We start from the raw sequence: 20,614 nt of genomic DNA, 5'->3' as shown, positions 1-20,614 counted from the left end.
GGGGATCCGCGGCGGACGGGCGCTGTGCCGATCGGCCTTCGTGGGATCGGCCCTTGACGGATCAGCCCTTCACGGCACCTGCCGACACGCCCGTGACCAGATGACGCTGGGCGAAGAGGAAGACGATCGCGGCCGGGATGGCGATGAGCACCGAGGCCGCGGTCATCGGCCCCCACTGGGCGCCGTACTGGTTGACGAACTTCTGCAGGCCCCCGGCGAGGGTGAGGTTCTCGTCGCCGACCATGAAGGCGGAGGCGTACGCGACCTCGCCCCAGGCCGTGATGAACGAGTAGAACGCCGTCACCGCGATGCCGGGCTTGGCGAGCGGCAGGATCAGCCGCCAGAAGGTGCCGAACGGGGTGAGGCCGTCGACCTGGCCCGACTCGTCGATCTCGCGCGGGATCGTGTCGAAGAAGCCCTTCATCATCCAGGCGCAGAACGGCACCGCGATGGTGAGGTACGTGATGACGAGGCCGGCGGGCTCGTTGAGCAGACCGAGGCCCGCCATGATGTTGTAGATCGGCACGATGAGGACCGCGACCGGGAACATCTGGGTGATGAGCAGGGTCCACATCAGACCGCGCTTGCCGGGGAAGCGGAAGCGGCTGACGGCGTAGCCGGTGGTGGCGGCCACGAAGACGCCGAGGACCGTGGTGAGGCCGGCGACGAGCAGCGAGTTGCCGAACCAGGTGAGGAACTCGGTGTCGTCGAGCAGCTTGGTGTAGTTCTCGAACGTCGTCTCTTTGACGAAGTCGGTGGTGATCGCGTACTCCGCCGGCTTCAGCGAGGTGAGCAGCACCCACAGCACCGGGAAGACGGCGATCACGGACGCGACGAACAGCGTCAGGTGCAGCAGGGCCGAGGCGAGCGGCGAGCGGCGGCCGCGCACGGGGGCGTTGGCCGGGACGTGGGTCGAGGTCACCAGGTTTCTCCCTGCTTGCGGAGGACGCGCTGGTAGACAGCGGCGAAGACCATCAGGAGGACGAGGATCAGCACGCCCCAGGTGGAGGACTGGGCGAAGTCGCGCGGACTGATCTCGAACGAGAACTTGTACGCCTGGGTGACCAGGATTTGGGTGGCCTCACCGGGACCGCCCCTGGTGAGCAGGAAGATCACCGGGAACATGTTGAAGGTCCAGATGGTGCTCAGCAGGACGACGGTGGTGGACACCGACCTGAGGCCCGGCATGGTGATGTGGCGGAACCGCTGCCAGGCGCCCGCGCCGTCCATCTCCGCGGCCTCGTACAGCTCGCCGGGTATGGACTGCAGACCGCCGAGCAGGGCGACCATCATGAACGGGACGCCGAGCCAGACGTTGACGGCGATCACCGAGAACTTGGCCCAGGTGGGGTCGTTCAGCCACGGCACCGCGTCGAGGCCGCCACCCGCGAGGATCTTGTTGAGCAGGCCGTTGTCCTCGTTGTAGAGGAAGCGCCAGGCGAAGACGGAGACGAATCCGGGCACGGCCCAGGGCAGGATCAGCATCATCCGGTAGAACGACCGGCCGGCGATCCTGCGGTTGAGGATGTTGGCGAGGGCGAGGCCCAGGCCGAAGGTGACGGCCACGCAGGAGACCGTCCACACCAGCGTCCACCCGAGGGTGTCGAGGAACTGGCTGCCGGTGAGTGCGTCGGCGTAGTTGTCGAGCCCGACGAATTCGTAGGTCGCGGGGAGGTGGTTGACCCCGATCGACCGCTCGACGTTCCGCTCGTTGGCGTTGGTCAGCGACAGATAGACGCCGCGGACGAGCGGATAGCCGATGATCACCCCGATCACGATCACCACAGGGGCGACCATGGTCCAGGCGTACCAGTGGGTGGAGAGGGCGCGGCGGAGCTTGCCGGGCGCGCCTGCGGTGTCGCGGCGACGGCCGCGGGCCCTGTTGGGCTCCGCGGCCTTCGCCACCGACTGGCCGCTGGTGTGGACAGCCATCAGTCGGTCTCTTCCTTACTTCCAGTCCTTGAGGAGCTTGCGGTAGGCGTCGCCCGCCGTCTTGGCTCCCTTCTCCGGGGTGGTCTGGCCGGTGAGGACCTTGGTGTACTCGGTCACCAGCGGGGCGAAGAGGCTGCCGCCCTCCGGGATCCAGGGGCGCTCGACGGCCTTGTCGACGACCGGCTTGAAGAAGGCGACCATCTCGTTGCCGGAGACGGTCGGCTTGTTGTAGACGGAGGTGCGGGTCGGGAGCAGGCTGAGCTCCTTGGCGACCGTGGTCTGGGACTCGACGGAGCTCATGTACTCGACGAAGGCGTAGGAGGCGTCGAGGTTCTTGGAGCCGGCGTAGACGGCGAGGTTGTGGCCGCCCTGCGGGGCACCCTGGTCGGCGGAGCCCGCCGGCACCGGGGTGATGCCGAGGTTCGTCTTGTCCTTGAACTCCTTGCCGGCGTAGGTGTCGGTGACCGCCCACGGGCCGTTGATCATCATGGCGACCTTGCCTTCCTTGAAGGCGGTCTGCATGTTGTTCCAGCCGTCGGTGGCGTCGGTCTTGGCCGCACCGGTGTCGACGAGGTCCTTGACGACCTTCATGGCCTTGACGCCGGCCGGGTTGTCGATCGTGATCTGCTTCTTCTCGGCGTCGACCAGGTTGCCGCCCTCGCCGTAGAGGAAGGACAGGAACCAGTACGCGTCGTCGCCGCGCAGGTACAGACCCGTCTTGCCGGTCTTCTCCTTGATGGTCTTGGAGACCGTCTTCAGATCGGCGATCGAGGCGGGCGGCGTGACGCCGGCCTGCTCGAAGATCTTCTTGTTGTAGAAGATGCCCATGGAGTCGATGACCTGCGGGACCGCGTAGGTCTTGTCGTTGTACTTCGTGGAGGCGGCGGCCTGCGGCAGGAAGTCCTTCTCGTCCTTGAGGGCCGAGGTGCCGTCGAGCGGGGCGAGGTAGCCGAGGTCGGCGAACTCGGGGGTCCAGGCGACCTCGGAGCGGATCACGTCGGGGGCGCCGGAGCCGGACTGAGCGGCGTTCTTGAACTTGTTCTGCGCCTCACCGAAGGGCACGTTCACATAGTTGATCTTGACGTCGGGGTGGAGCTTGGTGAAGCCCTCGGCGAGCTTCTTGAAGACCTTGTCCTCACTGCCGACGGTCGACGTGTCCCACCAGGTGACCGTGCCGGACAGCTTGCCCGAGCTGCTCTTGCCGCCCTCGGTGTCGTCCCCGCCGCACGCCGTCGCCGTGAGCGCCAGGCTCGCGACCAGAGCGGTGGCCGCTATGCCACGTCGCATGTGAACTCCTTCGACCTGGGCCGCTCCATCACGGCGCCGATTCGTCGAGGAACGTAACAAGGTTGAAAGAAGACCGAAAGACCTTGCGAGAGATTTCCGCAAGCAGCCGCGATCGTTACATCCGCGTGTCCTCACGGTGGCCGTTGCGCGCCTTGCCAACGGGGGCTTCGTCCGTTCCAACGCTCCGTAAGGCCCGCGCAACTGCTTCCGCAAGAGATTGCAGCGCTGTTACCTTCGACATAGGTCGGCGTTGAACCGGAAGATCCGGAACATCCCGAAACAGGCATCCGAAGGAGCGCCCATGACGCAGGAGCTCAGCACGACCGCCACGCCGCAGACCGGTACGACCGCCACGCCGCAGTCGGGTACGGCCACTGTGCCGGAGTCGGGTACGGCGCCCGTGCCGCAGGCCGCCACGGTCGCTCCGCCGCGCCGCCCCGGGCAGCCGCGGGACTGGTGGCGGGACGCCGTGATCTACCAGGTGTACGTCCGCTCCTTCGCCGACAGCGACGGCGACGGCATCGGCGATCTGCGCGGCATCCGCGACCGACTCCCCCATCTCGCGGGCCTCGGCGTGGACGCGGTCTGGCTGACCCCCTTCTATGCCTCCCCGCAGGCCGACGGCGGCTACGACGTCTCCGACTACCGGGCCGTGGATCCGCTCTTCGGCGCCCTCGACGACGCCGACGACCTCGTACGCGAGGCGCACCGCCTGGGCCTGCGGGTGATCGTCGACATCGTCCCGAACCACACCTCCGACCAGCACGCCTGGTTCCGCTCGGCGCTCGCGGGCGGTCCCGAGCGGGCGTACTACCACTTCCGGCCGGGCAAGGGAGCGGACGGGGAACTGCCGCCCAACGACTGGGAGTCGGTCTTCGGTGGCCCGGCGTGGACCCGGACGACGAACCCGGACGGCGATGGGGGCACCTCCCAGCCGGAGGCCGGAGGAGAGTGGTACCTGCACCTCTTCGCCCCCGAGCAGCCCGATCTCGACTGGGAGCACCCCGCCGTGCGCGAGGAGTTCGACGCTGTCCTGCGCTTCTGGCTGGACCTCGGCGTCGACGGCTTCCGGATCGACGTCGCCCACGGCATGGTCAAGGCCCCCGGCCTGCCCGACATCGGGGCCCGTGAGCAGGCGAAGATGATCGGCGCGCAGGTGCTGCCGTTCTTCGACCAGGACGGTGTCCATGAGATCCACCGCTCCTGGCGCCGGCTCCTGGACACGTACGACGGCGAGCGCATCGGCGTCGCCGAGGCCTGGGCCCCCAGCCCGGAGCGGCTCGCGCTGTACGTACGGCCCGACGAGCTGCACCAGGCGTTCAACTTCCAGTTCCTTCGCTGCCCCTGGGATCCGGACCGGATGCGGGAGGTCGTCGACGCCTCGCTGGCGGCGACGGCGTCCGTGGGCGCGCCCACCACGTGGGTGCTGTCGAACCACGACGTCACCCGGCACACCACGCGCTACGGCGGAGGGGAGCAGGGGCTCCGCCGGGCCCGGGCCGCGGCGCTGCTGATGCTGGCGCTGCCGGGGTCGGTGTACGTGTACCAGGGCGAGGAACTCGGCCTCCCCGAAGTGACGGATCTGCCGGACGAGGTGCGTCAGGATCCGTCGTTCTTCCGTGCGGAGGGCCAGGACGGCTTCCGTGACGGCTGCCGCGTGCCGATCCCGTGGACACGGTCGGGCACGTCGTACGGCTTCGGCAGCGGCGGCAGCTGGCTCCCCCAGCCGGCGGACTGGGCCGAGCTGAGCGTGGAGGCCCAGACCGGAATCACCGGCTCCACCCTCGAGCTGTACCGCGCCGCCCTCGCCACCCGCCGCGAGCACCCGGGCCTCGGCGCCGGCTCCGGTGTGACCTGGCTGGACGCACCCGACGGCGTCCTCGCCTTCGCCCGCGACGGGTTCGTCTGCACGATGAACATCGGCGGCACGGACGTGGAGCTTCCCGCGCCGGGGAGCCTGCTGCTGGCCTCGGCGACCCCCGGGTTCGACGGCGGGAGGGTCCGCCTGCCCGCCGACTCGACCGTCTGGTGGGCAATCTGACATGCGACCGGTACAGTCCAATCCCATGACCGCACGGCTTGCCGACATCGCAGCCCAGGCGGGGGTCAGCGAGGCGACGGTCAGCCGGGTGCTCAACGGCAAGCCAGGCGTTGCCTCGACCACCCGCGAATCGGTGCTCGCCGCACTCGACGTCCTCGGTTACGAGCGTCCCGTGAAGCTGCGCCGCCGCAGCGCCGGGCTCGTCGGGCTCATCACGCCCGAGCTGGAGAACCCCATATTCCCGGCCCTGGCCCAGGTCATCGGACAGGCGCTGACCCGCCAGGGCTACACCCCCGTGCTGGCCACCCAGACTCCCGGGGGCTCCACCGAGGACGAGCTCACCGAAATGCTGGTGGACCGGGGCGTTTCGGGCATCATCTTCGTCTCCGGGCTGCACGCCGACACGACGGCCGACATGCAGCGCTACGAGAAGCTGCGCGCCCAGGGCGTGCCCTTCGTCCTCGTCGACGGATTCTCCCCGCAGGTGCGGGCACCGTTCATCTCGCCCGACGACCGGGCGGCCATGCAGCTGGCGGTGACCCATCTCGTCTCCCTCGGCCACACCCGTATCGGACTGGCCCTCGGGCCCCGGCGCTTCGTCCCGGTCCTGCGGAAGATAGAGGGCTTCATCAAGGCCGTCCACGACCAGCTCGGCCTGAGTGAGCGGGAGATCGAGTCCCAGCTGATCCAGCACTCCCTCTACACCCTGGAGGGCGGCCAGGCCGCGGCGTCCGCGCTGATGGACCGGGGCTGCACGGCCGTGGTGTGCGCGAGCGACATGATGGCGCTCGGCGCGATCCGGGCGGCGCGGCAGCGCGGACTGGAAGTCCCCGACGACATCTCGGTCGTGGGCTTCGACGACTCCCCGCTCATCGCCTTCACCGACCCGCCGCTGACGACCGTGCGCAAGCCGGTCCCCGCGATGGGCCAGGCGGCGGTACGCACCCTGCTGGAGGAGATCGGCGGGACGCCCGCTCCCCACAGCGAGTTCGTCTTCATGCCGGAGCTGGTCGTCCGCGGCTCGACCGCCGCGGGCCCCGTGCACACCGCCTCCTGATCCGCCCCGTCCACCCCGGCCGCCCCGATCCGGCGGAGCGAGGCATTCCGCGGAACCCCCGGGAAATGCGGGGGATCGCCCTAGTACTCAGGACGTACCGCGGGTGCCGCGAACCCGACCGAGGGATGATCGGACCGGAGGCACCTATCTGGCAGACTCTGCACCTATGGGTGAAGCGACCGTAAAGACTTTGGAAGGCCTGACCGCGTCCCCGTCACCCATGGTGACCGAGGACGGCCAGGCCCCGGAGCGGAGCAGACTGCAGAGGATGCGGTCGGTTCGACGGCCGCGCATCTGGTTCGAGATCCTGCTCATCGCGGTCAGTTACTGGACATACTCCCTCATTCGTAACGCGGTTCCCGAGCAGAAGGCGCAGGCCCTGCGGAACGCCGACTGGATCTGGGACGCCGAGAACGCCCTCGGCATCGCCGTGGAACAGACGGTCAACCACGCCGTCAACTCGGTGACATGGCTGATCGTGACGATGAACTACTACTACGCGACGCTGCACTTCATCGTGACCATCGGCGTCCTGGTGTGGCTCTACCGGCGCCACCCGGGCCGCTACGCACCCACCCGGCTCGTCCTCTTCGCGACCACCGGCGTCGCGCTCGTCGGCTATTACCTGTATCCGCTGGCCCCGCCGCGGCTGATGACCGGCCAGGACTTCATCGACACGGTGCTGGTGCACCAGACCTGGGGCTCGATGGCCTCGGGCAACCTGAAGAACATGTCCAACCAGTACGCCGCCATGCCCTCGATGCACATCGGCTGGTCGCTGTGGTGCGGGGTGACCATCTTCGCCCTGGCGACCGCTCCGTGGGCGAAGATCCTCGGCCTGCTGTACCCGACGCTGACGCTCATAGTGATCGTGGCCACGGCCAACCACTTCTGGCTGGACGCGGTGGGCGGCCTGCTCTGCCTCGCCTTCGGGTACGGGCTGTCGTACGCCTGGTACGGGTCGCTGCCGCACCGGCTGCCGCGGCACGTGACGACGGCGACGGCGAGCGACGGGATCTGGTCGGCGAAGCTGAACACCGCCCGTCGCTGAGCCGACGCACGAGCGGCGGCGAAACGTCTCCGCTCACGGTGCGTAGCGCACACCCCGGCCCCCGGATCGCGTGCGCCCGGTCCACACCTCGGCCGGCGCGGTGTGTCGCATACCCACCCGACACGGTCGGCTCCGGCGGGTCCGTGGGGTGCTTCCGCGTGTCGCCGACGACGGCGAGAAGGACTCTCCCGGCACCCCGGGTGTGACGCGTTGCACAAAGCCTCGCGATCATCGATCGTAGGCGTCGACGCGGCGCGGGCCTCTGCCTCCAAGTCACCGATTCGGACGACGAATTGGGGACGGACGGGGCGCTCAACAATGTGACAGGAACACGACATTGCCATGACTGGGACATGGCCGTGCCTGATCGCCGCGGACGAGGGCATCCGTACGGAAAGGAAGGGAAACACCCTCATGAGTTCTGGCAAAGCTGTGCCTTGGTGGGCGAAGGCAGCCGGAGGCGCAGCTCTGGTGGTCGTGTTGCTGGTGGCGGGAATGCGCCTCAGCCTGCTGCCGTCGTTCGGCGACGTCTTCGGCGAGGAGACCCGTGACCGCTCGGGCCCCGCGCTGCTCGAGTCCATCCAGGACATCAGCCGCTACGAGGCGGCCACGGGCAACTTCCAGGTCGTCGTGGACCTGGAGAAGGACGCCAAGTACCTCCCGGACGCGCTGCGGGGTACGAGGACGCTGTACGTCGGCGCCGGCACCGTCGACGCGTACGTCGACATGGAAGGTCTCGCCGAGGACGACATCACGGTCAACGAGGACCGCACCGCCGCCATCATCAGACTCCCGCACGCGGCCCTGGGCAAGCCGGCCCTCGACCCGGACCGGTCCTACGCCGTCTCGAAGCAGCGCGGCCTGCTCGACCGGCTCGGCGACCTCTTCTCCGACAACCCCAACAACGAACAGGCGGTCCAGCAACTGGCGACCAAGCACATCGCGGCAGCGGCGAAGGACAGCAGGCTGACGGCACAGGCCGAGCAGAACACCACGAGGATGCTGCAGGGCCTCCTGCGCTCCCTCGGGTTCACGGACGTCCGGATCACGTACGGCGCGTAAGGGGCCCGCGCCCCGGGCCGGCGGCGGCTCGGGGCGCTGTCCGACGCCGCGGGTCGATACCCCTAGGCCCCGTAGAACAGTTCCTCCACCACCGCGCGCGCCCTTCGCGTCGCACGCCGGTACTCGTCGACCATCTCCCCCACGTGCCCGGAGCCGTACCCCAGGTACCGCCCCACCGCGCCGAGTTCACGACCGTCCGAGGGGAAGGTGTCGCCCGCGCGGCCGCGGACCAGCATGACGCCGTTGCGGACGCGGGTCGCGAGCACCCAGGCGTCGTCGAGGATCTGGGCGTCCTCCGTCGAGATGAGTCCCGCGGCGTGCGCGGCGGCCAGGGCCTCTCGGGTGCGGGTGGTGCGCAGGCCCGGTTCGGACCAGCCGTGGCGCATCTGGAGCAGCTGGACCGTCCATTCGACGTCGCTGAGGCCGCCACGCCCCAGCTTGGTGTGCAGGGTCGGATCGGCACCGCGCGGCAGACGTTCGGTCTCCATACGGGCCTTGAGGCGGCGGATCTCGCGTACCGCGTCCTCGCCGAGGCCCTCGGCCGGGTAGCGGAGCGGGTCGATCAGCTCGATGAAGCGCGCGCCCAGGTCCGCGTCGCCCGCCATGGGCTCGGCGCGCAGCAGCGCCTGGCTCTCCCACACCAGCGACCAGCGGCGGTAGTACGCGGCGTACGAGGCGAGCGTGCGCACGAGGGGACCGGTCTTGCCCTCGGGGCGCAGGTCGGCGTCGATGAGGAGCGGCGGGTCGGCGGTGGGGAGCTGGAGCAGCCGTCGCATCTCCGCCACGACGGTGTTCGCGGCCTGGGCCGCCTCGTGGTCGTCGACGCCCTCGCGGGGCTCGTGGACGAACAGGACGTCGGCGTCGGAGCCGTACGAAAGCTCGTGGCCGCCGAAGCGGCCCATGCCGATGACGGCGAAGCGGGCGGGGAGTTCGTCCCCCCACTTGTCGCGGACGACGGCCCGCAGCGCGCCGGCGATCGTCGCCGCGTTGAGGTCGGTGACGGCGTTGCCGACACGGTCGACGAGCGCTCCCGGGTCGTGCTCGGCAGGGCGCTCCTCGGTGCCGTACGAGCTGATCAGATCCGCCGCGGCGGTACGGAACAGCTCACGCCGGCGCACCCCGCGGGCCGCCGCGACCGCCGCCTCCGGGCCGTCGGCGCGGCCGACCGCCGCCAGCACCTCCTGCTCCAGATGCTCCCGGCCGCGCGGCTTGAGTCCCTCGGGGTCGCCGAGCAACGCCACCGCCTCCGGGGCGCGCAGCAGCAGATCGGGGGCGAGCCGCCCCGCGGACAGGACGCGGGCGAGGTTCTCCGCGGCCGCGCCCTCGTCGCGCAGCAGCCGCAGGTACCAGGGTGTCTTGCCGAGCGCGTCCGACACCTGGCGGAAGCCGAGCAGGCCCGCGTCGGGGTCGGCGGAGTCCGCGAACCAGCCCAGCAGCACCGGCAGCAGCGTCCGCTGGATCGCCGCCTTGCGCGTGACACCGGACGACAGGGCCTCCAGATGCCGCAGCGCGGCGGCCGGATCGGCGTAGCCGAGGGCTTCCAGGCGCTGCCCGGCGGCCTTCGCGCTGAGCCGGGTCTCGCCGGGCGTGAGCTGTGCGACGGCGTCCAGCAGGGGCCGGTAGAACAGCTTCTCGTGCAGCCGCCGGACGACCGAGCCGTGCCGCCGCCACTCCTTGTCGAGCTCGGCGACCGGGTCGGTGCGCAGCCCGAGCGAACGTCCGAGGCGTCGCAGGTCCTCCTCGCTCTCGGGGACGAGATGCGTGCGGCGCAGCCGGTACAGCTGGATGCGGTGCTCCATGCTGCGCAGGAAGCGGTACGCCTCGTCGAGTTGTGCCGCGTCCGTCCGGCCGACGTACCCGCCGGCGGCAAGCGCCTTCAGCGCGTCGAGGGTGGTGCCGCTGCGCAGTGTGGTGTCGCTGCGGCCGTGCACCAACTGCAGGAGCTGGACGGCGAATTCGACGTCCCGCAGTCCGCCGGGCCCGAGCTTCAGCTCGCGGTCGACGTGCGCGGCGGGAATGTTGTCGACGACCCGGCGGCGCATCTTCTGCACGTCGGGGACGAAGTTCTCGCGCTCCGCGGCCTGCCACACGAGCGGGGAGAGCGCCTCGATGTAGTCGCCGCCGAGCTCGAGGTCCCCGGCCACCGGCCGCGCCTTCAGCAGCGCCTGGAACTCCCAGGTCTTCGCCCAGCGCTGGTAGTACGCGAGATGGCTGGACAGGGTGCGCACGAGCGGGCCGTTGCGGCCCTCCGGGCGCAGATTGGCGTCGACGGGCCAGATCGCGCCCTCGACGGTGGTCTCCGAGCAGATCCGCATGAGGTGCGAGGCGAGCCGGGTCGCGGCTTTGAGCGCCGTGGACTCGTCGGTCCCGTCGGACGCCGGCTCACCGACGAAGATCACGTCGACGTCGGAGACGTAGTTGAGCTCATGGCCGCCGCACTTGCCCATGGCGATCACGGCGAGCCGGCAGGCGGCGGCGTCCTCGGGCGCCGCACCACGGGCGATGGCGAGGGCCGCCCGCAGCGTCGCCGTCGCCAGGTCGGCGAGCTCGGCGGCGTTCTGGGTCATGTCGGTCGTGCCGCACACGTCACGGGCCGCGATCGACAGCAGGCAGCGGCGGTAGGCGACGCGCAGCGACACCGGATCGGTCGCCTCGGCCAGTCCGCGCTCGAACTCCGCGACGCCGGGGTGCAGATCGGCCGCCTCGTACATCACCAGCGCCTGCCAGTCGTGCGGATGGCGCGCCAGGTGGTCGCCGAGCGCCTCGGACGTGCCGAGCACCCCGAGCAGCCGGTCCCGCAGCGGCTTCGCGGCGATCAGGGTGTCGAGGAGGCCCTGTCGCTCCTCCGGCTGCTGTGCTTCCACGAGCCGTACGAGTCCGCGCAGCGCGAGGTCGGGGTCGGCGGTGGCGCCGAGCGCGTCGAGGAGCACGGAGTCGGTGCGCACGGGCGCCATCTCGGGCAGGTCGAGGAACCGCTCGGCGACGGCGGGGTGGGTGAAGCCGTGCCGCAGCAGACGGGTGAACGTACTGCTTCTGCGCCCCGGCACCGATGTCATCCCGCCGCCTCCGATCAAGGTCCGGATCCGGGACCGAGCCTAGCCGCAGGGGCGCGGAAGGTGCCCGCGCAGGGCGCGGAGTCCGGGTGAGCGCGCGAGCGGCGTCACCGGTACCGTGATATTCGCCATGTTTTTCGTGGTTCGGGCGGATCAACCCTTATTCCTGGACTTTCCGTCTTCTGTGCCGTCCGGACATGTCAGATGCCCGGACGGCATTGTCACGCCCGCACGAAAGCACTGTCCGCCATGCCCATCCGGCCCCGCCGCGCTCTTCGCCCAGCGCCCCGCCGCGCTGTTCGTCCAGCGCTCCGTCGCGGTCTGCGTCAGGCGCCACGTCGCGATCTTGGTCCAGCGCCCCGTCGCGGTCTGCGTCAGGCGCCCCGCCGCGGTCTCGCCGCCGGATTCGTCGTCGTCACGCTGCTGAGCCTGGTCTGCGCGCTGGTCGCCGTCCCCGGCAGCGCCTCCGCGGACCGGCCGGGTACGAGCACGGCGGGACCGGCCGAGGCGCCCGCGGTGCCGCCGGTGCGCACGACCGTGGGCGAGAGGGTGATGCAGATCGTCGCGCACCCCGACGACGACCTGTTCTTTATGAACCCGGACGCCGGCCAGTCCGTCGCCACCGGCCGCAGCCTGACCTCGGTGTATCTGACGGCGGGCGAGTCCGACGGGGTCAACGCCCGCCGTGACGACCCGCGTCCGCCCGCCGCCGACAAGGCCGCCTACGCCGAGGCCCGCCAGAACGGCATACGCGCGGCCTACGCCGAGATGGCCACCGGCGACCGGACCAGCGCGTGGTCGCGTACGGCCGTACCGACGGCGGGCGGCGGCACGGCCGAGCTGGACGTCCTGCGCGCCGAGCCGCAGATAAGCCTGGTCTGGGTGCAGCTCCACGAGGCCGGCAGCATCAACGGCGACCGGCCGCACAGCCTGCACGGACTGTGGGACGGCCGGGTGGACACACTGTCGTCGCAGCTCGCCGCCAGCGCGCCCGTACGGGAGGACTTCGCGTACACGAAACGGCAGGTCGTCGACACCATCGCCGGACTGCTGGAGCGGTTCCGGCCGACCTTCGTGCGGATGCAGGACCCGACGCCCGGCCGTACGGCGAAGGGCACGTACGCGGACCACCAGGACCATCTGTACGGGGCGCGGTTCGCGCAGGCGGCGCTCGCCCGCTACGCGCGGGTGCCCGGGCACCCGCGCTTCGGCGTCCAGACCTACCTCGGCTACTTCACCGGCGGCCTGCCGCGCACCCTGGACCCGGCAGGCGCCGAGGCCAAGCTGCGCACCCTGAAGACGTACGCATGGGTGGACGGCGCCGACCACTGCGGCGACCCAGCGGGCTGCGGAGACCGTAAGGTCGCGGCGCGGCCCGCCGGCCACGGCTGGGCGCAGACGGTCCGCTACACGCGCGGCGACTCGACCTCCTGGGTGCAGCCGGGCGCGGACGGGGCGGCGTGGGCGTTCTCCGTGCTCGACCGGAGGCTCGCGGTCTGGCACCGTGCGGCGGCCGACGCGCCGTGGACCGGGCCCCGGCTGCTCTCCGGCGGCGGGATCGACAGCGGAGTGACGTCCGTACGCCTGCCCGACGGACGGATCGCCGTCCTCGGGACGCGTACGACACTCGGCGCCCGCGCCGCCGACTACCGCCGGGACGTCGTCCTCACCGTGCAGCGCACGCCGGGCGGGGGCTTCGGGCCGTGGGTCCCGCTCGGTACACCCGAGCGGGACGACGCGAGCGGCACGTCCGACATCAGTGCCCCGGCCGCGACCGTGGACACCGCAGGCAGGCTCACCGTCTACCTCCGCGACGGCGGCCACCGGCTGAGCGGCCGGGCCGAGCTCCCCGGCGGCGGCTGGGGTCCGTGGACGCCGCTGGGCGGGTCGGATCTGCACGGCGATCCGGTCGTCGCCGCCGACGCGGCGGGCCGGCACACGGTCTTCGTCTCCACGCCGAGGTCGGTGGTGGCCTGGACACGGACCGCGCCGGACGCGCCGCCGTCGGGACCGCGGCCGACGGGACTGCCGCCGACGACGCTGGCGCTGAGCGCGACGGCCGACCCGGGCGGTGACGGCGTACGGCTCTGGTACCGGGCGCCGGTGACGGGCGAGGTGCGCAGCGTCCACTTCGGCGACCCGGCCCTACGCGGCTCGGGCCCTCGCGGCCTGGGCTTTCGCGGCACGGCGGGAACGGCCGCACCGGTCACCTCGTCCGTGCCCTCCGCCGGAGTGGCGGGCTTCGGTCCGGTCAGCGCCGCCGGCGATCTGCTCGCCGTACGGTCCCGCACCGGCACCCTCGCGACGACACCCTCCGTGTCCGTGGCGGCGTCCACGCCCACGGTGCCCGGAACCCGGCGGCCCGCCTGGACCGAGTCCGGCTTCCTCTTCGCGGGCGCGCCCGCGGGGCTGACCGGGGGATCCGCCGGTGGGGTGGCCGCGATCGGCCTCGACGGAACGCTCCACTGGACGCCGTCGGCCCGATGAGCACCCGTGTCCGCCGATGAGTCCGGCCGACGGGCAGGGTCAGTACATCGAAGGGACGATGTTCATGACCGGACCCCGGAGGGACGCCGCGATGGCGACACAGGAACCGCAGACCCACCTCGATCCCCGGTACAGCTCCGCCGACGCCACGGCGACGCCCTGGCCGGAGGCGGTCACCCAGCTGAACGAATCCGGGATCTTCTGGCTGTCGACCGTACGCCCCGAGGGCCGCCCGCACGTCACCCCGCTGCTGGCGGTCTGGCTGGAGGGCGCACTGCACTTCACCACCGGCGAGGAGGAACGCAAGGCCCGCAATCTCGCCGCCAACCCGCAGGTCGTCCTCACCACGGGCACCAGCCGCGACAAGGAGGGCCGGGACCTGGTCGTCGAGGGTGAGGCGGTCATGGTGTCCGACGAGGCCCGGCTCGCGCGGCTGGCCGAGGCCTGGGAGGCGAAGTACGGCCCGGAATGGCGCTTCGACGTACGGAACAAGGCGTTCTGGCACGAAGGCGGAGGCCGCGCCCTCGTCTTCGGGGTGGCGCCGCGGACCGCCTTCGGCTTCGGCAGGGGCGGCGGGACGTACAGCCAGACGCGCTGGCGCTTCAGCGGCTGAGACGAGGAGAATACCCAGCCATGGAATGGACCCTCGAAGTGGTCTCCATCCCGGTCACCGATGTCGACCGGGCCAAGAACTTCTACGTGAACCAGTGCGGATTCCGGGCCGACCTCGACACATCACCGTTCGAAGGCGCCCGCCTCGTCCAGATCACCCCGCCCGGCTCACGCTGCTCCATCGCCCTCGAGTCCGGTCTGCCCGACTCGCCGGGCCGGCCACGGATGACCCCGGGCTCCCTGCAGGGCCTGCAGGTGTGTGTCACCGACATCGAGGCGGCCCGCAAGGAGCTGGTGGGCCGCGGTGTGGTGGTCGGGCCCGTGCAGCACGTCGGACCGAGCGGCTGGGAGGACGGCAAGGGGGACGACGCCTGGAACTCGTTCGTGTTCTTCCAGGACCCCGACGGCAACGGCTGGGTGGTCCAGGAGGCCCCGAAACCCCTGACGGACCGCTGAGGTCCGCACGACCACTCCCCTGGCGGCGCCATGGAATGGACCCTCGAAGTGATCGTCATCCCGGTCTCCGACCTGGACCGGGCCAGGACCTTCTACGCCGACCAGTGCGGTTTCGCCGTCGATCACGACACCCGCATCGCCAAAGGCGTCCGCATCCTCCAGCTGACGCCGCCCGGCTCCACCTGCTCGATCGTCATCGGCGAGGGCATGCCGCCGGCACCCGGCCAGACGACGATGACCCCCGGCGCGATCCAGGGCCTCCAGCTCTGTGTCCCGGACATCGAAACGGCCCACGACGAACTCCTCGGCCGCGGTGTCGCCGTCAGCGCGGTCCAGCACGTCTCCCCCTCCGGCTGGGCCCCGGGCAAGGGGGAAGCCTGGAACTCCTTCGTCTTCTTCACCGACCCCGACGGCAACGGCTGGGTCATCCAGGAGTCCCCGCTACCCCTCTCCGACCGGCGCCAGGTCTGACGGACGGGCGTTCGAGTCTGTCCGGCCGGTGCTCCAGACCGCATACTGGACTGTAATGACTAAGAGACCAGCGCCCAGGCGCCACCTGCCCACGAGCCCCTTCAAGGCGCCGGCCGACCCGGTGCTGAAGCAATTCACCCTCGGAGACCGCGTCTCGCACGACCAGCACGGCCTTGGCAAGGTCATCGCCGTGGAAGCTTCGGGCGAAGCGATGCTCGTCGACTTCGGTTCGCAGCAGACCCGGATCGTCAGCCCCTACTACGGCATGCACAAGCTCTGACGCACACGAGAACGCCCCCCGGGCCGACGGTCGCCGACCGCCGGCCCGGAGCGCTGTCCTGCCGGCACCCGATGTCGGGGGCCGGCTGACCCGGACGGGCCGGCATTCGACGACCTCGTCGTACGAGCCGGGTACGCGGCCGCCGGGTCTCAAGCCGCTCCACGGTCCGGAGATCCCTCACACCGGTCTCCGCCGCCACGACCACCACGGAGGCGCGCCCCGCGCCCTTGGCGGCCACCCGCGCCCGGTGGCACCCACGCCGCTCCCCCTCATCGCCATGCCCCGGCAGGGCTGACCGCTGCCCGATGCCGGGACGCGTTTCGGCGCAGTGAAACGCCTGCGGGCCGACGGTCGGTGACCGTCGGCCCGGAGTGGGTGGTGCGGCGATCTCGTCCGACGGGCCGTAGCCGCGCGGTTCAGTCCTCGCCCTTGATCCTCCTGCCTGCCCGCCCTCACGCCCTCGCCGCCACCGTGGCCCTCCACCTCTGGCAGCGCAAAGCGGTCCTGGGCATCCCTGGCGGCACCGCCGTCCACGTCGCCCTGGCGAGCACGGCTCCGGCCGCACGCCTCCATGCCGGCGTCGACAACGTCATGACCGACTACCGCCGGCGGCCAGCACCGCCGCGAGGCCCTCTTGCAGATCCTTGACGAAGTGCGCGGGAACCTCCAGCGACGGGAAATGTCCCCCGGTTCGGGGCGACCTCCATCGGACGATCTGTCGGTACCGCTCCGCTGCCCAGGCGCGCGGACACTTCTCGATGTCGCGGGGATACACACTGATTGCCGACGGGACGTCGACGCGGAGTTCGGGGTCGAGCGAGTTGTGGCTTTCGTAGTAGATGCGGGCTGACGATGCGCCGCTTCGCGTCAGCCAGTACAGCGTGACGTTGTCAAGGACGCTGTCTCTGGAGATCGTCTCGAACGGACTGTCTTCGGTATCTGTCCACTCGGCGAACTTGTCAAGGATCCAGGCGAGAAGACCGACTGGTGAGTCGACGAGCGAGTACCCGATGGTCTGCGGCCGGGTCGCCTGCTGCTTCGCGTACGCCGCGTGGTGGCGCCAGAAACAGCTGGTTTCCTCGGTCCATTTACGCTCGCCCGCTGTCAGCCCGTCCGTTGTCAACCCGGGCGGTGCCTGCGCGAGCGTCGTGTGGATGCCGAGCACATGCTCCGGGAACCTGCCGCCGAGGATTGCGGTGATCACACCTCCCCAGTCGCCGCCGTGGGCGACAAACTTGTTGTAGCCGAGCCTTCCCATCAGTTTCACCCAGGCGGCCGCGATCTTTTCGGTTCCCCACCCGGTGGTGGCCGGCTTGTCACTGTAAGCAAAACCTGGCAGCGACGGGACTACGACGTGGAACGCCGGTGCGTCTGCGCTTTTCGGATCTGCCAGTTCGTCTATTACATGAGTGAACTCGGCAATACTGCCCGGCCATCCGTGTGTCAAGATCAGAGGGATGGCGTCTGCCCGGATGGACCGACGGTGCAGGAAGTGGATTCCCAGATCGTCAATGGTCGTGCGGAACTGGCCGATCTGGTTGATACGCGTTTCGAACAACCGCCAGTTGTACTCGGTGCGCCAGTAGTTCACGACATCGACGAGGTCGGCAAGAGGAACGCCCTGATCCCATCGGCGCGGGCCGGGCGCGGCGCGATGGACCGTCTCGGCTTCCGGCAGCTGTGCTGCGGCCAGTCGCGCGCGCAGGTCGTCGAGGTCGGTGTCGGTTTCGCGGGCTTCAAATGCTTGCACGTCGCTGGTTCGACGGTTCATGAGATGCCCCCACCAGGGTGAGCTGACGTGGTGACCACGCCATGATCGATGGCCGCCGCAGCATCGGTGACGCACCGGTGTGTGGCCATGAGACCTCCTGGTCATCGATGGAATCGGTTTGGGATCCGCCGGAACCGGCTAAGACGGTTCTAGCAGGTCTCGATGTCGGCATGCAACCAGCTAAGGTGGTTCCATGAGCGCTCGGTTCCCTGACTTCCGTCTCGGTAAGGTGCTGGCGACCAGCTTCACGGCGACCCTGACGGAGCGTTGTGGCAACGCTGTGGAACGCATTCCCGCGCCGAACCGACTCGTCGACTGGCTGGCGGTGAGTGGCCTCGCCGTGGAGTCCTGCACCACCGCCCAGCTCGAACGCGCCCGGGAGCTGAGGGAATCGATTCACGCCGCCGCGACAGCGGCCGCACGCCGAGACCCTCTCCCTGCATCTGCCGTCCAGGTCATCAATGACTGCAGCACTCAGGGCCGGGCCGCGGCTGTCTTGACGCCCGAGGGCAATCGGCGATGGCGGCTCAGCTCGGCTTCCTCCGTGGAGGATGCCCTGGGCGTCATCGCCGCCGACGCGATCAGCATCATCACAGGCGAACGAGACGGAAAATTGGCCTTGTGCGCATCGCCGACCTGCCAGGCAGCCTTCTTCGACACCAGCCAAAGTCGCACCCGCAGATGGTGCGACATGAACACGTGTGGGAATCGTCAGAAGAAGGCGCGCTTCAATGCCAACAAGCATGAAAGCCCCGGATCAGCAAAGCAGTCCGGCCGCGGTGGGCTGAGTAGCGGTTGATCGCCCACCAGTACGATCCCCTCTTCAGCAGCTCCGGGGAGGACGTATGGCTACCGACGTATCCGTGCAGTTCACGTACACGGTGACACTGCGGGAGATATCCGACGGGTTGAAGCTTCAGATGCGGCACAGCCCCGCTGGCCGATGGGTTTGTCGCGTCCTGTGGGTCGTGGGCATCTTCCTCGGCCTGGTCATCGTGGCCAACGTGGCGACCAGGGGCATCAACTCCCCTGCCTTGGGGGTGCTGCGGTTCACCGTGACTGTCGTCCTCATCATGATCGCGTGCCGCTGGCTGATGGCTCTGGCCTTGCTCGGATACGCGAGGCACCTGGGCGAACATCGCGTCACGGTCGACCGAAGAGGGATCGGCACCGTGTCCGAGCGCCATACGAACCACACGGGTTGGGAGTTCTACGGGCGCTGCGTCGAGAGTCGCCGGGTCTTCGTACTGCTCACGCCAGATGTATGGGGCGCCGGAGTGCTGCTACTGCCGAAGCGCGGCTTGAGCGCACCCCAGGACACGGAACGCATGCGGGAACTGCTCGCCGCCGCTCTGATCGACCAGCGCTCGGTACGGGCCGCTCGGAGGAACGGCTGCGACCAGCCGGAAGACGGCCCCGGCGCCGCGGGAGGGGCGCGCGCCACCTGAGCCGGTAGCCGGCCGCACCCGGCTCGCGACGGCTTGCGCACCCGCAACGACCAACGGCGCCACGGTGTGTACGGGCCGACCGTCTCAGCGCCCGCACGGCCCACGGACGGCCCGAGGCCGGCAAGGCACCGGAGGGCCGACGGTCGGTGACCGCCGGCCCGGAGTGCCGTTCAGCGGCGGTGAGCCCGCCGGCATGCGGCTACAGCACCGGCAGGTTCTTGCGCAGTTCGAAGGCCGTGACCTCGGAGCGGTACTCCTCCCACTCCTGCTTCTTGTTGCGCAGGAAGAAGTCGAAGACGTGCTCCCCGAGCGTCTCCGCGACCAGTTCGCTGCGTTCCATCAGCGTGATCGCCTCGCCCAGGTTCTGCGGCAGCGGCTCGATGCCCATCGCGCGGCGCTCGGCGTCCGAGAGGGCCCAGACGTCGTCGTCGGCGCCGGCGGGGAGTTCGTAGCCCTCCTCGATGCCCTTGAGGCCCGCGGCGAGCAGCACCGCGTAGGTCAGGTACGGGTTGGCGCCGGAGTCGATGGAGCGGACCTCGACCCGTGCGGAGCCCGTCTTGCCCGGCTTGTACATGGGCACGCGGATCAGGGCCGAGCGGTTGTTGTGGCCCCAGCAGATGTACGAGGGGGCCTCACCGCCCGAGCCGGCCGTGCGGGCCGAGCCGCCCCAGATGCGCTTGTAGGAGTTGACCCACTGGTTGGTGACGGCCGAGATCTCGGCGGCGTGCTTGAGCAGGCCGGCGATGAAGGACCGTCCCACCTTGGAGAGCTGGTACTCGGCGCCGGACTCGTAGAACGCGTTGCGGTCGCCCTCGAAGAGGGACAGATGCGTGTGCATCCCGGATCCGGGGTGCTCGGAGAACGGCTTGGGCATGAAGGTCGCCTGGACCCCCTGCTCCAGCGCGACCTGCTTCATGACGAGGCGGAACGTCATGACGTTGTCGGCGGTCGACAGCGCGTCCGCGTACCGCAGGTCGATCTCCTGCTGCCCCGGCGCGCCCTCGTGGTGGCTGAACTCCACCGAGATGCCCATGGATTCGAGCATCGTGATGGCCTGGCGGCGGAAGTCCATCCCGACGTTCTGCGGGGTGTGGTCGAAGTAGCCGGAGTTGTCCGCGGGCGTGGGGCGGGACCCGTCCAGCGGCCGGTTCTTCAGCAGGAAGAACTCGATCTCGGGGTGGGTGTAGAACGTGAAGCCGAGGTCCGAGGTCTTGGCCAGGATGCGCTTGAGCACGAAGCGCGGGTCCGCGAAGGACGGGGAGCCGTCGGGCATGAGGATGTCGCAGAACATCCGGGCCGTGCCGGGGGCCTCCGCGCGCCACGGCAGGATCTGGAAGGTGCCCGGATCGGGCTTGGCGATCATGTCGGACTCATAGACCCGCGCGAAGCCCTCGATCGCGGACCCGTCGAAGCCGATACCTTCGTCGAATGCCTGCTCGAGCTCGGCGGGTGCCACCGCGACCGACTTCAGGAAGCCGAGCACATCGGTGAACCAGAGGCGGACGAACCGGATGTCGCGCTCCTCGAGCGTACGGAGCACGAATTCCTGCTGCTTGTCCATAAGCCACATCCTTGCAGTTCAGACGGCCTGTGCACCACCGCCAGG

17 protein-coding genes are annotated in these 20,614 nt (G+C 69.9%); 11 read left to right on the top strand and 6 right to left on the bottom strand.

The features are described from left to right. Positions 1–61 precede the first annotated feature (61 nt). From ACIQMR_RS01910 to ACIQMR_RS01900, 3 genes are read right to left on the bottom strand one after another with little or no spacing between them, the layout of a single operon-like run. Positions 62–925, bottom strand: a complete 864-nt coding sequence (locus tag ACIQMR_RS01910; protein WP_401382643.1) for a sugar ABC transporter permease — start codon at positions 923–925, stop codon at positions 62–64. After that, complete coding sequence (locus ACIQMR_RS01905; protein WP_401381731.1) at positions 919–1,932, bottom strand: carbohydrate ABC transporter permease; 1,014 nt, start codon at positions 1,930–1,932, stop codon at positions 919–921. The genes ACIQMR_RS01910 and ACIQMR_RS01905 overlap by 7 nt, the downstream gene beginning before the upstream one ends. A gap of 15 nt (positions 1,933–1,947) precedes the next feature. Beyond that, on the bottom strand, positions 1,948–3,219 hold the full coding sequence (locus tag ACIQMR_RS01900) for an extracellular solute-binding protein (protein ID WP_401381728.1): 1,272 nt from the start codon (positions 3,217–3,219) through the stop codon (positions 1,948–1,950). Between the two features lie 301 nt (positions 3,220–3,520). On the opposite strand from ACIQMR_RS01900, the gene ACIQMR_RS01895 reads away from it, so the two are divergent. The 4 genes from ACIQMR_RS01895 to ACIQMR_RS01880 all read left to right on the top strand — a co-directional run bounded on the left by ACIQMR_RS01895 (position 3,521) and on the right by ACIQMR_RS01880 (position 8,430). Further along, positions 3,521–5,260, top strand: coding sequence for a glycoside hydrolase family 13 protein (locus ACIQMR_RS01895; protein WP_401381725.1), 1,740 nt, complete (start codon positions 3,521–3,523; stop codon positions 5,258–5,260). 25 nt (positions 5,261–5,285) lie between these two features. Further along, positions 5,286–6,317 (top strand): LacI family DNA-binding transcriptional regulator, encoded by a 1,032-nt coding sequence (locus ACIQMR_RS01890; protein WP_401381723.1) that lies wholly within the window; start codon positions 5,286–5,288, stop codon positions 6,315–6,317. A 166-nt stretch (positions 6,318–6,483) separates the two neighbouring features. Then, on the top strand, positions 6,484–7,368 hold the full coding sequence (locus tag ACIQMR_RS01885) for a phosphatase PAP2 family protein (RefSeq protein WP_401381720.1): 885 nt from the start codon (positions 6,484–6,486) through the stop codon (positions 7,366–7,368). Positions 7,369–7,782: 414 nt separating this feature from the next. Further along, on the top strand, positions 7,783–8,430 hold the full coding sequence (locus ACIQMR_RS01880) for a DUF4230 domain-containing protein (protein ID WP_401381717.1): 648 nt from the start codon (positions 7,783–7,785) through the stop codon (positions 8,428–8,430). 62 nt (positions 8,431–8,492) lie between these two features. On the opposite strand, the gene ACIQMR_RS01875 is transcribed toward ACIQMR_RS01880, so the two are convergent. Next, positions 8,493–11,486, bottom strand: a complete 2,994-nt coding sequence (locus ACIQMR_RS01875) for a bifunctional [glutamine synthetase] adenylyltransferase/[glutamine synthetase]-adenylyl-L-tyrosine phosphorylase (RefSeq protein WP_401381714.1) — start codon at positions 11,484–11,486, stop codon at positions 8,493–8,495. Between the two features lie 246 nt (positions 11,487–11,732). Here ACIQMR_RS01875 and ACIQMR_RS01870 point away from each other — a divergent pair, with 246 nt between their 5' ends. From ACIQMR_RS01870 to ACIQMR_RS01850, 5 genes are all read left to right on the top strand, one after another. Continuing rightward, entirely contained in the window at positions 11,733–13,970 is a 2,238-nt protein-coding gene (locus ACIQMR_RS01870; protein ID WP_401381712.1) for a PIG-L family deacetylase, read from the top strand. Between the two features lie 64 nt (positions 13,971–14,034). Beyond that, positions 14,035–14,583 carry a pyridoxamine 5'-phosphate oxidase family protein gene (locus ACIQMR_RS01865; protein ID WP_401381710.1) on the top strand — a complete coding sequence of 183 codons (549 nt, stop codon included), beginning with the start codon at positions 14,035–14,037 and terminating at the stop codon, positions 14,581–14,583. Between the two features lie 20 nt (positions 14,584–14,603). Then, on the top strand, positions 14,604–15,038 hold the full coding sequence (locus tag ACIQMR_RS01860) for a VOC family protein (RefSeq protein WP_401381708.1): 435 nt from the start codon (positions 14,604–14,606) through the stop codon (positions 15,036–15,038). A 30-nt stretch (positions 15,039–15,068) separates the two neighbouring features. Then, positions 15,069–15,509: a VOC family protein gene (locus ACIQMR_RS01855; RefSeq protein WP_401381706.1), complete on the top strand. Its 441-nt coding sequence runs from the start codon at positions 15,069–15,071 to the stop codon at positions 15,507–15,509. Between the two features lie 55 nt (positions 15,510–15,564). Continuing rightward, positions 15,565–15,789, top strand: coding sequence for a hypothetical protein (locus tag ACIQMR_RS01850; protein WP_401381704.1), 225 nt, complete (start codon positions 15,565–15,567; stop codon positions 15,787–15,789). A 589-nt stretch (positions 15,790–16,378) separates the two neighbouring features. Here the strand turns inward: ACIQMR_RS01850 and ACIQMR_RS01845 are convergent. Further along, positions 16,379–17,560: an epoxide hydrolase family protein gene (locus tag ACIQMR_RS01845; protein ID WP_401381701.1), complete on the bottom strand. Its 1,182-nt coding sequence runs from the start codon at positions 17,558–17,560 to the stop codon at positions 16,379–16,381. Positions 17,561–17,753: 193 nt separating this feature from the next. Here ACIQMR_RS01845 and ACIQMR_RS01840 point away from each other — a divergent pair, with 193 nt between their 5' ends. Beyond that, positions 17,754–18,359 carry a CGNR zinc finger domain-containing protein gene (locus ACIQMR_RS01840; protein ID WP_401381698.1) on the top strand — a complete coding sequence of 202 codons (606 nt, stop codon included), beginning with the start codon at positions 17,754–17,756 and terminating at the stop codon, positions 18,357–18,359. A 46-nt stretch (positions 18,360–18,405) separates the two neighbouring features. After that, the gene (locus ACIQMR_RS01835) at positions 18,406–19,008 is read left to right on the top strand and encodes a YcxB family protein (protein WP_401381696.1); all 603 of its coding nucleotides are present in this window, start codon (positions 18,406–18,408) and stop codon (positions 19,006–19,008) included. Between the two features lie 199 nt (positions 19,009–19,207). Here ACIQMR_RS01835 and ACIQMR_RS01830 read toward each other — a convergent pair whose 3' ends face one another. Further along, positions 19,208–20,569 (bottom strand): glutamine synthetase family protein, encoded by a 1,362-nt coding sequence (locus tag ACIQMR_RS01830; protein WP_266374618.1) that lies wholly within the window; start codon positions 20,567–20,569, stop codon positions 19,208–19,210. Positions 20,570–20,614: the final 45 nt, after the last annotated feature.

Origin of the sequence: Streptomyces sp. NPDC091376, assembly GCF_044757085.1 — a bacterium.
GTDB classification, from domain to species: domain Bacteria; phylum Actinomycetota; class Actinomycetes; order Streptomycetales; family Streptomycetaceae; genus Streptomyces; species Streptomyces pratisoli.
This window is presented reverse-complemented; position numbering and strand designations above follow the sequence as displayed.